This window comes from Caldimonas taiwanensis NBRC 104434, assembly GCF_001592165.1.
Taxonomy (GTDB): domain Bacteria; phylum Pseudomonadota; class Gammaproteobacteria; order Burkholderiales; family Burkholderiaceae_C; genus Caldimonas; species Caldimonas manganoxidans.
In genome coordinates this window covers 246,239-256,751 of the sequence record NZ_BCWK01000003.1, presented here as the reverse complement: position 1 = coordinate 256,751, position 10,513 = coordinate 246,239, and the positions used below count along the sequence as shown (strand labels likewise).

Here is a 10,513-nt window from a genome sequence, read left to right as displayed (position 1 = left end):
TTTCGCTCGATGCGGTGGAGATGCTGTCGGTGGACAGTCGCACCTGAGCGACGGTGTCGCGCAGAGCCTGTTGCATCTGCGCCAGGGCCTGCATCATTTCACCGATTTCATCATCGCGACGGCCGTGCACCGGGGTGGCCAGGTCGCCCTGCGCGATGCGGCGCGCAGCGGCGACCGCTTCGCGCAGCGGATCGCGGATGGAGCGCACCAACCACCAGGTGCCGGCGGCCAGCAGGCTCAAGACCAGCACGGCGGCGCTGGCAGCCAGGGCGATCGTGGCCTGCCGCTGGGCCTTGAATTCGGCCTTGAACTGCGCGGCCGATGCGGACAGCGCCGTCAGCAGGTCTCGGTGCACGTCTTGGTTGCGGCGGGCCGATGCGCTGATGTCGTGATCGAGCAGGCGGGTGAGGGCGGCCATATCGCCTTGGGTGCGCAGTTGGGTGATGCGCTCGCTGAGCTGGGCCAGTTGGGTCTGGTGCTCGCGGGCTTGCTGCAATGCAGAACGCTCGGGCGCCGACAGCGTGGCCGCTTCCAGTCGTGCGATCAAGGCTTCGATCTCGCGGTGGCTGGTGTCCAGGGCCTCGTGGAGGCGGCGGGCCTGGGGCGCCTCGGCCGGTGCCAGCGCCAGGGCTTGCAGGCGCTCGACATAGGCTTGGCGTTGGGCTTGCCACTGCATGGCCGCATCGAGTTTGGCCTCGTGGGCCGCTTGATGGGTGTCGAAAAACTGGGTGGATGAGGCCGAGCGCAGGCCGGAGATGGCCACGAGGCTGAGCTGACAGGCCGCGATGAGGGCTGTGGCGCACCACAGCTTGGTTCCGATTTTCATGGGGGTATGGGGCAGCAACGGCAAGGCCTCCTGCGGCGGAGGCCTGGCATCTTCAGTGACGGGAGCGCCGCACCAGGCTGGCCACGTCGAGGATGAGGGCCACGCGGCCATCGCCGAGGATGGTGGCGCCGGAGACGTCGGGCACTTTGCGATAGTTGGCCTCGAGGTTTTTCACCACCACCTGTTGTTGGCCGAGCAGCTCATCGACCATCAGCGCGACGCGGCCGCCTTCGGCTTCGACCACGACCATGATGGAGCTGGCGTGCTCGAAGTCGAAGCGTGGGACTTTGAAGACTTGTTCCAGTTCGATGACGGGCATGTACTCCGAGCGCACCTCGACCACGCGGCCGCTGGTGCCCACGGTCTTGATCATGCCGGGCTCGACTTGGAAGCTCTCGACCACCGAGGACAAGGGCAGGATGTAGCACTCGTCGCCCACGCCGACGCTCATGCCGTCCATGATGGCCAGCGTCAGCGGCAGGCGCACCGAGACGCGCATGCCATAGCCTTCGGCCGAGTCGATTTCCACCGTGCCGTTGAGCGCAGCGATGTTTTTCTTCACCACGTCCATGCCCACCCCGCGGCCAGAGACGTCGGTGACTTGCTCGGCGGTGGAGAAGCCGGGCTCGAAAATGAGGTTCCACACTTCCTGGTCGGTGAGCGTGTCGGGCGCGTGCAGTCCGCGTTCGCGGGCTTTCTTCAAGAGCTTTTCTCGGCTCAGGCCGCGACCGTCATCACGGACTTCGATCACGATGGAGCCACCTTGGTGCGAGGCCGACAGGGTGATGGTGCCGGTCTCTGGTTTGCCGGCGGCCAGGCGTTCGGCCGGCAGCTCGATGCCATGATCGCAGGAATTGCGCACCAGGTGGGTCAGCGGGTCGGTGATCTTCTCGACCAATCCTTTGTCCAGCTCGGTGGCTTCGCCGTGCGTGACCAGTTCGACCTTTTTGCCGAGTTTGTTGGCCAGATCGCGCAGCATGCGCGGGAAGCGGCTGAACACCGTGGACATGGGGATCATGCGGATCGACATCACGGCTTCCTGCAGGTCGCGCGTGTTGCGGTCCAGGTCAGTCAGGCCAGCGAGCAATTGCTGGTGCACCACCGGATCGAGGTTGCGACTGGTTTGCGCCAGCATGGCCTGGGTGATGACGAGTTCGCCCACGAGGTTGATGAGCTGGTCGACTTTCTCGACCGAAACACGGATCGTGGCGGCATCGAGCGAGGCGCTGCTGCGGGCCTCGCCGCGCGCAGCGGGCTTGGGGCTGGGCGCGGATTTGGCCGGCGCTGGCGTGGACGTGGACGACGGAGCCCCAGGGGCGTTTTCGAAAAAGCCATAGCCGGGGTCCGGGGCGGCGGGCGCGGGTGCGCCGGGCGCGTTCTCGAAGAAGCCGTAGCCGGGGTCGGGGGCGGCCGAGGCCGGGGACGGCGGGGCCGCCGGTGCCGTGGACGCCGGGCTCAGAGGTTTGAACTGCACATGCTCTTTGGAGACATGGAAGGTGAACAGATCCAGCAGTTCAGACTCGGAGCTGCGCGTGACGACCTTGAATCGCCGCATGCCCTGCTGGGCGACACCCCCATCCAGCGGTTCGATGTGGCCCAAATCGACGATTTCCTTGAAGAGCTCGACCAGGTTGTCGGCCACCGACGGGTCGGGCAGCGGACCGACCACGAGTTCCAGGGTGCGTTCGCCTTGGGCTGCTGCCGCCGGTGCCGGCGGCTCGGCGGGCGCGCTGACCACGGGGGGCGCGGCCACCGGGGCCGGGGGCGCCTCGCCGGCGGCCAGGGCACGGATGTTGAACAGCAACTCGGTGGTGTCGATCACGTCGCCAGCGCCGGTTTGGTGGCGTGCGAGCTGGGCTTTGAGGGCATCGCCCGAGGCCAACAGCACGTCGACCATGCTGGGCGTGGGTTGCAGCTCATGGCGGCGCAGTTTGTCCAGCAGCGTCTCCATCTGGTGGGTCAGCTCGGCCACGTCGTTGAAGCCGAAGGTGGCCGCCCCCCCTTTGATCGAGTGCGCGCAGCGGAAGATGGCGTTGAGCTCTTCGTCATCGGCGGCTTCGATGTCCAGCTCGAGCAAGAGCTGCTCCATGCGCTCCAGGTTCTCCGAGGCTTCTTCGAAGAAGACCTGGTAGAACTGGCTGAGGTCGAAACTGGCGCCCAGCTGGGCGCCTTCGGAGGTCATTTCGCCCACGGTGTACTCCTGGTGCGGTCGGATGATGGGACGGATGGCAGCAGTGCGGCGGCGGGCCAGCTCACTTGATCACTTTTTGAATCACCTCGATCAGCTTGTTCGGATCGAAGGGCTTGACCAACCAGCCGGTCGCACCCGCGGCCCGACCAGCCTGTTTCATCTGGTCGCTGGATTCCGTGGTCAGAATCAAAATGGGCGTGCTTTTGAATTGCGGGTTCTCGCGCAGCTTTTTCGTCAGGCTGATGCCATCCATGCGGGGCATGTTCTGGTCGGTCAGCACGAGGTCGAAGGTGCGAGTGCCGGCTTTTTCATAGGCATCCTGGCCGTCGACGGCCTCCACCACGTGGTAGCCGGCGTTCTTCAGGGTGAAGGCGACCATCTGGCGCATGGAGGCGGAATCGTCTACCGCAAGGATGGAATGCATGGCTGTCTCTCCGATGTGTCTGGCTGGGTATCGGTACCTGGGGCGAAAACTTGAGTTCGGGTTCAGAACAGTTCGATCGATCCGGCGTCCATCTCGGACTGGGTGACTGGGTTGGGCCTCAGCGGCGCGTCTTCGACGACGGTTTGGCCGTCTTCGTCATCGCCCATGGTCTCGCGCGCGATTCGATCGGCGCAGTTGCGCAGACGCCGGTTGGTGTGCGCGATGAGTTGCGAGGCCATGTCCTGAAACTGCAATGCGGTGACCGCCCCACTGAGGTTGCGCAGCACCGGGACCAGCTCGCTGGTCTGGATGCGGTGGTCGCTGGCGGCTTGCATGAGCCCTTCCATCTGCTGGACGGCGGTCGAAAAGCGCAGCATCAGGCCGTCGCAGGCATCGGCCAGCAGGCCCTGGAGTCGCTCCAGGTCGTGCGTGGCCGTCATCAGGTGGTCCTGCAAGTCGGCGGCCACAGGCAAGGGCAGGGTGGGCCCCGGATCGGGGCTGGGCGGTGGGGTGGTCAGCATGGGGTCTCCGTGGCTCGGCGAAGGCATGCGGGCATACATTGAGGCCTGGCGCTAGAATTTTCGGCAGTCCTTTGCACGTCTTGAGCGCGGACCTTGCGGTCCGGACCTGACGCTATATCGGCCGCACGATGGCCCACTGAAGGTCGCCAACGGGAAAACCCTCAGATGCCCACTGCTGATGCCCCGCGGCTGCTGCGGGTCCTGCACATCGAGGACTCGGAGCTGGATCACGAGCTGATGGTGACCCAGATGCGCCGTGCCGGCCTGACGGTGCATGCGCGTCGCGTGGAGACGGCGGCGCAATTCGAAGCGGCCTTGGCGGAAGGGGGCGATGCGTCCTGGGATGTCATCTTGTCGGACTACAGCCTGCCGGGCTTTTCGGGGCTGGTGGCGCTGGAGATGATCAAGTCGCGGGGCCTCTTGACTCCGTTCATCATCGTCTCGGGCGAAATCGGCGAAGACACCGCGGTGGAGGCCATGCGCAACGGCGCGGCCGACTATCTGCTCAAGAACAATCTGACCCGGCTCGTGCCGGCCATGCTGCATGCCATCGAGGCGCATCAAGCCTTGCGCGACAAGCGGCAGGCCGATGTGGCTTTGGCACAGTCGCAAGAGCGCCTGCGTGAATTGGCCCAGCATCTCCAAACCAGCGTGGAGCGCGAGCGAGCAGCCATCGCCCGCGAAATCCATGATGACGTGGGGGGCTCGTTGACCGCGCTGAAGTTCGACTTGGCCTGGATCGCTCGCCATTCGAACGAGCCTGCCATCGTGCGGCGCGCGCATGAGGCCCTGGAGACCGTCAGCCAAGCGCTGGAGTCGAGCAAGCGCATCATGCACAACCTGCGCCCGGCGATTCTGGAGCAGGGCTTGGTGGCGGCGCTGCAATGGATGACCGCGACGTTCGAGAAGCGTACCGGAATTGAGACGCGTTTCCGTTCGAGCCAGGAACATCCCCGCTTGCCCGCCGGTGTGCCCTTGGTGGCCTACCGGACCGCGCAGGAGGCTTTGACCAATGTGGCCAAGCATGCCCAGGCCACGCGGGTGAATGTGGATTTGACCATCGCCGCTGGCGTGCTGTCCTTGGAGGTCAGCGACAATGGCCGGGGATTGAGCCGTGCCGATCTGGCCAAGGCCCGTTCGTTTGGCATCCGCGGGCTGCATGAGCGGGCCAGCACGGTGGGGGGCTGGGTGGACCTCAGCAGCGGTCCGCACGGCACGACCTTGATTCTGTCGGTGCCTCTGCGGGGGCCAGTGGATCGTGGGGGGGAAGAAGACATTCCGCGTTTGCATGATGTACGCTCGGGCGAAGACCCGACGTTCTGGGGGGAACTGTGATTCAAGTGATCCTGTGCGACGACCACGCGCTGATTCGCCGGGGAATCCGAGACACCTTGTCGGATGCCCCGGACATCGAGGTGGTGGGCGAGGCGGGCGATTACGGCGAGTTGCGTGCCCTGATGCGACGCCAGGGCTGCGATGTGTTGGTGCTGGACATCAACTTGCCAGGCCGCAGCGGCCTGGACGTGCTGCACGCCCTGAAGGAAGAAGGCTCGCCAGTGAAAGTGCTGGTGGTGTCGATGTATCCCGAGGATCAATACGCCATCCGGGCCTTGAAGGCCGGGGCCTATGGTTACGTGAACAAGGGGGGCGACCCGTCCCAGCTGGTGGCTGCCGTGCGCACGGTGGCTCAAGGGCGCAAGTACGTCACGCCCGACATGGCACAGATGTTGGTGGAGAGCCTGACGGCCCCGACCACCGAGGCGCCGCATGAACGCTTGTCGGATCGCGAGTTGCAAACGCTGGTGATGATCGCCTCGGGCAAGCGTTTGTCGGACATTGCCGAGGAACTGACGCTCAGCCCCAAGACGGTCAGCGTCTATCGTGCGCGGGTGCTCGAGAAGCTCGGCCTGAGCAACAATTCCGAGTTGACGGTCTACGCCATTCGCAACGGCTTGGTGTGAAGCGCCGTGGCCGGTCGCCGTTGCGGCGGCGCATCGCGGCGTCCGGCCCGTGCGGGCGGCCTCATCGGAAGTGACTCAGTGCACGCTCGATGGCCATCACGAACGGTTGCTCCATGGTCGGTAGGGTCAGCAGCAGACCCAGCAATCCGACGGATACGGTGATCGGAAATCCGATGGCAAAGATGTTCATCTGCTGAGCCACGCGAGAAATCACGCCCAGCACCAGGTTGACGAAGATCAGCATGGCCAGCAGCGGCAGGGCGATCCACAGGCCGAGCTTGAACACCTCGGCGCCCCAGCTGTGGACTTGGAGCAGGCGCGGCAAAGCCATGGGTTCGGGGCCGACCGGAAACGTCTGGAAACTCTGGACCACGGCCGCCACGAGGATCAGGTGGCCGTTGATGACCACGAAGAGCAAGGCGCTGAGGGTGCCGAACAAGCGACTGACGGCATTGGTCGCGCCGCCTTGCGCGGGGTCGAAGAAGGCCGCAAAGCCCAGGCCCATCTGCAAGCCGATCAGCTCGCCGGCATACTCCATGCCGGCAAAGATCAGTCGTACGGCAAATCCCAGGGTTGCGCCGATGAGCAGCTGCTGAATCAGCACCAACAGGGCGTCTGGCGCGTCCAGCGCCACCGGCGTGACTTGTGGCATCCATGCTTGTGCGGCCAGGGCCACCAAGAAGGCCAGGCCGATCTTCGCGCGGGCAGGTATGGCGCGCTGCGACAGCACCGGCACGGTCATGAACAGTGCCAGCGCCCGAAAAAAGGGCCACAGCAACGGTGACAGCCAGGCGCTGAGCTGGGCGTCGGTGAAGGTGAGCATGGGGCCGCGCCGCGATCGGGCTCACTGGACCATGCCGGGGATGCCGCCAAGGGTGCGCTGGATGTATTCGACCAGGGTGGTCATCATCCACGGGCCGGCCATGGCCAGCACGATCACCGCTCCCACCAGCTTGGGCACGAACGACAGGGTGGCCTCGTGGATTTGGGTGGCCGCCTGGATGATGCTGACCACCAAGCCGATGGCCAGCACGGTCAGCAACAGTGGCGCGGACAGCATCAGCAGGATGTACAGCGCCTGCTGGCCGAGGGTGAAGACATGGGAGGCGTCCATGTGTGTGTCCTTGCAGTCAAGTGACGAAGCTGGCCGCCAGCGATCCAAGCAGCAGGTTCCAGCCGTCGGCCAGTACGAAGAGCATCAGCTTGAACGGCAGGGCCACCAACACGGGCGAGAGCATCATCATGCCCAGGCTCATCAGGACGCTGGCGACGATCATGTCGATGATCAAGAAAGGAATGAAGATCATGAAACCGATCTGGAAGGCGCTTTTGAGCTCGCTGGTGACGAACGCAGGCACCAGCACGCGCAAGGGGGCCTGTTGGGCGGTCACCGAGGGGTCGAGCTTGGCCAGCTTGGCAAATAGCGCGAAGTCGGATTCGCGCGTTTGCTTGAGCATGAATTCACGCATCGGCGCTTCGGCGCGTTGCACGGCGATGTCGAAGTCGATCTGCTGGGCCGTGTAGGGCTGATAGGCCTCGGAGTAGATGCGGTCGATGGTCGGCCCCATCACGAACAGCGTGAGGAAGAGCGACAGTCCGATGATGACCTGGTTGGGCGGGGCCGACTGGGTGCCCAGGGCTTGGCGCAGCAGACTCAGCACGATGACGATGCGCGTGAAGCTCGTCATCAGCAGCAACACGGCTGGAATGAAGCTCAGCGCGGTGAAAAAGAGCAGGGTTTGGATCGGCACCGAGTAGCTCGTGCCACCGGGCCCCTGGCCGATGAGCACGGGCAGCGTGCCGGTGCCGACACCGCCACTCGTCTGGGCCCAAGCGGCTGCCGGCAATGCCGAGATCAACGACAAGACGGCGATCGCGCCGAGATGGGCAAGGCGCCGCCAAGCCAGAGGGCGTTCGAGCTGCATCAGCGATCCTTGCGCATGGTGTGGAACAAGCTGGCAAAGGCCGGCGCTTGAGGGGCCGGTGGGGCCTGCGGCAGGTCTTGCGCGGGCAGGGTGTGCAGGGTGCGAATGCTCTGGGCGGTGACGCCCAGAATCAGCCAGCGGCGCTCATCGCCGTGGCCGACTTCGACGGTCACCAGTCTTTGCGCGGGACCCACGGGCGTGCTGGAGATGATGCGGGTGGTTTGCGTCTGGCCGAGGCTCCCCAAAGGGCTGCGCTTGAGGAACCACAGCGTCAGCGGGATGGCCGCGACGATGAGCAGGAACCACAGGAGGAAGGAGCCGGCGGTGGGCATGGGCAGCAAGGGCAATGAACCGTTGCTGCTCATTGTGGGCAGCCTGGCGGGCCTTGGAAGCCAAGAAGAAAGGGGCCGATGGCCCCTTGCTTTGGGCTTTGTGCCGTGGCGCGTGCATTGCGTCACGGCCGCGCAGGCTCAGCCGCCACGGCTGAGGCGGCGCATGCGTTCGGACGGCGTGACGATGTCGGTGAGGCGGATGCCAAACTTGTCATTGACCACGACCACCTCGCCCTGTGCGATGAGGTAGCCGTTGACCAGCACATCCATGGGCTCGCCGGCCAGGGCGTCGAGCTCGATCACCGAGCCTTGGGCCAGCTGCAGGATGTGTTTGATCGGGATGCGGGTGCGTCCCAGCTCCACGGTGAGTTGCACCGGGATGTCCAGGATCATGTTGATGTCGTTGCCCGCAGCGTTCGAGGTGGTGGGGGTGAAGTTGGTGAACGAGGCCGGCGCCACCTGCTCGGCCGCCGTGGTCACCACCTCCTCGGCCGCAGCGGCGGCACCTTTCTGCTGGGCCAGGGCCGCTTCCCATTCTGCGGCCATCGCGTCTTGCTCGTCGGTGGGCTGCTGATGCTCAACTGACATGATGGTGCTCTCCCAACCAGCCGAGTTCTTGGCCGGTCAATACTTTCTCGATGCGCACGGCGTATTTGCCGTTGGAGGTGCCGTACTGGCATTCGAAAACCGGTACGCCGTCGACCTTGACTTCGATGGCCGGAGCCAGGTCCAGCTCCAGGAAGTCGCCCGGCTTGAGCGACAAGAGTTGCTCGACCGTGGCCGGGGCGGTCCCCAGCTCGGCGACGAGTTCGACCTCGGCGGCCTGGATCTGGTGGGTGAGCAGCTTGACCCATCGGCGGTCGGGCTCGGCCGAATCGCCTTGTACCGTGGAATACAGGATGTCGCGGATGGGTTCCAGCGTGGCATAGGGGATGCAGAAATGCACCGTGCCGGTGGTGTCGCCGATTTCCAGGGTGAACGAAGTGGCCACGACGATCTCGCTGGGCGTGGCCACATTGGCGAACTGCGGCTGCATCTCCGAGCGCTGGTATTCCAGCTCCAGCGGGTAGATGCCCTGCCAGGCTTTTTTGTATTCCTCGCGGATGACATCGACCAGCCGGTTGATGATGCGCTGCTCGGTGGGCGAGAAGTCGCGGCCTTCGATGCGGGTGTGGAATTTGCCGTTGCCGCCAAACAGGGCATCGATGACGGCGAACACCAGCGTGGGGTCGCACACCACCAGACCCGATCCCCGCAAGGGCTTGACCGAGACGATGTTGAAGTTGGTGGGAACGACGATCTCGCGCAGGAAGGCGCTGTACTTTTGCACCTTGATGGCCCCGACGGACACTTCGGGGCTTTTGCGGATGAGATTGAACAACCCGATGCGGATGTTGCGCGCGAATCGTTCGTTGATGATCTCCATCGTGGGCATGCGCCCACGCACGATGCGTTCCTGGCTGGCGATGTCATAGTCGCGGATGCCGCCGGCCGGAACCTCCTCTTCTTCCAGCTTTTGGCTTTCGCCGGTGATGCCTTGCAACAGGGCATCGACCTCGTCTTGCGACAGAATTTGCTGGCTCATCGGTGCATCTCCCTGGGCGATGGGGACGGCCGCAGGCTCACTGGATGATGAAGTTGGAAAAGTGCACGGCCAGAATCGGGTTGTGCACGGCTGGGCGTTTGCGGGCCTTGCCGTTGGGGGCTGCCGGCGGCTCTTCGTCCAATTCGATGCCCAGGGGGCGGACCGCTTCGCGCATGATTTCCATGGCCAGCTGTTCTTTGCCGGCTCGGTCGTACAACTCGGTGGCGGTTTTCTGCGACAACAGCATCAAGATGTTGCTGCGGATCGCCGGCATGAAGGCTTTGAGTTGTTCGACGACTTCGGGCGATTCCACTTCCAGCGTGATGCCGACTTGCGCATAGCGTTCGGCCTGGCGGTCGGCCAGGTTGACGGTGAAGGTGTCCAAGGGCAAGAACGTGGGGGCGACCGCAGCCTTTTTCTTCTTGGTGCTTTGCGTGGCCGCAGGCGGTTCGTCCAGGGCTTCGTCTTCGTCCTGGGCCCCGTGTTTCTTGAGCAGGAGCACGGCCGCTACGGCGGCCACGGCCAACACGACCACTCCGATGATGGCGAACAACAAGAGCTTCTTGCCCCCTTTGGCCGGGGCGGCATCGGCGGCTGCGGCTGTGGACATGGTCATTTCCTTCGAGTCGGGGCCCCATGCCTGTGGAGGCTTTGGGGCATGTCACTTGATTATTCGAGGGGATGGGGCGCCCGAACCGGCGAATAAGGGCGGAAAACGGGGGTTGCCGTGAGGTTTCGCCGGTTTTGG

At 64.5% G+C, this 10,513-nt stretch carries 13 protein-coding genes; 2 read left to right on the top strand and 11 right to left on the bottom strand.

What is annotated here, in order from left to right:
- From CTA01S_RS04520 to CTA01S_RS04505, 4 genes are all read right to left on the bottom strand, one after another.
- A partial coding sequence (locus CTA01S_RS04520) for a HAMP domain-containing protein (RefSeq protein ID WP_198150772.1) occupies window positions 1–826 on the bottom strand: 826 nt, incomplete at its 3' end.
- 52 nt (window positions 827–878) lie between these two features.
- Complete coding sequence (locus CTA01S_RS04515) at window positions 879–3,017, bottom strand: chemotaxis protein CheA (RefSeq protein ID WP_062192622.1); 2,139 nt, start codon at window positions 3,015–3,017, stop codon at window positions 879–881.
- 61 nt (window positions 3,018–3,078) lie between these two features.
- Complete coding sequence (locus CTA01S_RS04510; protein WP_026329874.1) at window positions 3,079–3,441, bottom strand: response regulator; 363 nt, start codon at window positions 3,439–3,441, stop codon at window positions 3,079–3,081.
- A gap of 62 nt (window positions 3,442–3,503) precedes the next feature.
- Window positions 3,504–3,962 (bottom strand): hypothetical protein, encoded by a 459-nt coding sequence (locus CTA01S_RS04505; RefSeq protein WP_019559118.1) that lies wholly within the window; start codon window positions 3,960–3,962, stop codon window positions 3,504–3,506.
- Window positions 3,963–4,127: 165 nt separating this feature from the next.
- Between CTA01S_RS04505 and CTA01S_RS04500 the strand changes: the two genes are divergently transcribed.
- Together CTA01S_RS04500 and CTA01S_RS04495 are read left to right on the top strand one after the other, a co-directional pair.
- A complete protein-coding gene (locus CTA01S_RS04500) occupies window positions 4,128–5,297 on the top strand; it encodes a hybrid sensor histidine kinase/response regulator (protein WP_062192617.1) in 1,170 nt (389 codons plus the stop codon).
- Window positions 5,294–5,923: a response regulator gene (locus CTA01S_RS04495; protein WP_019559120.1), complete on the top strand. Its 630-nt coding sequence runs from the start codon at window positions 5,294–5,296 to the stop codon at window positions 5,921–5,923. The genes CTA01S_RS04500 and CTA01S_RS04495 overlap by 4 nt, the downstream gene beginning before the upstream one ends.
- A gap of 61 nt (window positions 5,924–5,984) precedes the next feature.
- Here CTA01S_RS04495 and fliR read toward each other — a convergent pair whose 3' ends face one another.
- The 7 genes from fliR to CTA01S_RS04460 form a co-directional block, all read right to left on the bottom strand.
- Entirely contained in the window at window positions 5,985–6,746 is a 762-nt protein-coding gene (gene fliR / locus CTA01S_RS04490; RefSeq protein ID WP_062192612.1) for a flagellar biosynthetic protein FliR, read from the bottom strand.
- Between the two features lie 21 nt (window positions 6,747–6,767).
- A complete protein-coding gene (gene fliQ / locus CTA01S_RS04485; protein ID WP_019559122.1) occupies window positions 6,768–7,037 on the bottom strand; it encodes a flagellar biosynthesis protein FliQ in 270 nt (89 codons plus the stop codon).
- 16 nt (window positions 7,038–7,053) lie between these two features.
- On the bottom strand, window positions 7,054–7,848 hold the full coding sequence (gene fliP, locus CTA01S_RS04480; RefSeq protein ID WP_062192609.1) for a flagellar type III secretion system pore protein FliP: 795 nt from the start codon (window positions 7,846–7,848) through the stop codon (window positions 7,054–7,056).
- Window positions 7,848–8,213: a FliO/MopB family protein gene (locus tag CTA01S_RS04475; protein WP_232300989.1), complete on the bottom strand. Its 366-nt coding sequence runs from the start codon at window positions 8,211–8,213 to the stop codon at window positions 7,848–7,850. Before CTA01S_RS04475 ends, fliP begins: the two co-directional genes overlap by 1 nt.
- A 105-nt stretch (window positions 8,214–8,318) precedes the next feature.
- Window positions 8,319–8,768: a flagellar motor switch protein FliN gene (fliN, locus tag CTA01S_RS04470; RefSeq protein ID WP_019559125.1), complete on the bottom strand. Its 450-nt coding sequence runs from the start codon at window positions 8,766–8,768 to the stop codon at window positions 8,319–8,321.
- Window positions 8,758–9,765: a flagellar motor switch protein FliM gene (fliM, locus tag CTA01S_RS04465; RefSeq protein ID WP_019559126.1), complete on the bottom strand. Its 1,008-nt coding sequence runs from the start codon at window positions 9,763–9,765 to the stop codon at window positions 8,758–8,760. The genes fliN and fliM overlap by 11 nt, the downstream gene beginning before the upstream one ends.
- A gap of 37 nt (window positions 9,766–9,802) precedes the next feature.
- Window positions 9,803–10,375: a flagellar basal body-associated FliL family protein gene (locus tag CTA01S_RS04460; RefSeq protein ID WP_019559127.1), complete on the bottom strand. Its 573-nt coding sequence runs from the start codon at window positions 10,373–10,375 to the stop codon at window positions 9,803–9,805.
- Between the last annotated feature and the right edge of the window lie 138 nt (window positions 10,376–10,513).

What these genes read in the sequence shown, in the direction of transcription:
- fliP (WP_062192609.1), bottom strand. Translation starts at nt 7,848, where the DNA reads ATGCAGCTCGAACGCCCTCTGGCTTGGCGGCGCCTTGCCCATCTCGGC.
- CTA01S_RS04505 (WP_019559118.1), bottom strand. Translation starts at nt 3,962, where the DNA reads ATGCTGACCACCCCACCGCCCAGCCCCGATCCGGGGCCCACCCTGCCC.
- CTA01S_RS04500 (WP_062192617.1), top strand. Translation starts at nt 4,128, where the DNA reads ATGCCCACTGCTGATGCCCCGCGGCTGCTGCGGGTCCTGCACATCGAG.
- fliR (WP_062192612.1), bottom strand. Translation starts at nt 6,746, where the DNA reads ATGCTCACCTTCACCGACGCCCAGCTCAGCGCCTGGCTGTCACCGTTG.
- fliN (WP_019559125.1), bottom strand. Translation starts at nt 8,768, where the DNA reads ATGTCAGTTGAGCATCAGCAGCCCACCGACGAGCAAGACGCGATGGCC.
- CTA01S_RS04460 (WP_019559127.1), bottom strand. Translation starts at nt 10,375, where the DNA reads ATGTCCACAGCCGCAGCCGCCGATGCCGCCCCGGCCAAAGGGGGCAAG.
- fliM (WP_019559126.1), bottom strand. Translation starts at nt 9,765, where the DNA reads ATGAGCCAGCAAATTCTGTCGCAAGACGAGGTCGATGCCCTGTTGCAA.
- CTA01S_RS04475 (WP_232300989.1), bottom strand. Translation starts at nt 8,213, where the DNA reads ATGAGCAGCAACGGTTCATTGCCCTTGCTGCCCATGCCCACCGCCGGC.
- CTA01S_RS04510 (WP_026329874.1), bottom strand. Translation starts at nt 3,441, where the DNA reads ATGCATTCCATCCTTGCGGTAGACGATTCCGCCTCCATGCGCCAGATG.
- fliQ (WP_019559122.1), bottom strand. Translation starts at nt 7,037, where the DNA reads ATGGACGCCTCCCATGTCTTCACCCTCGGCCAGCAGGCGCTGTACATC.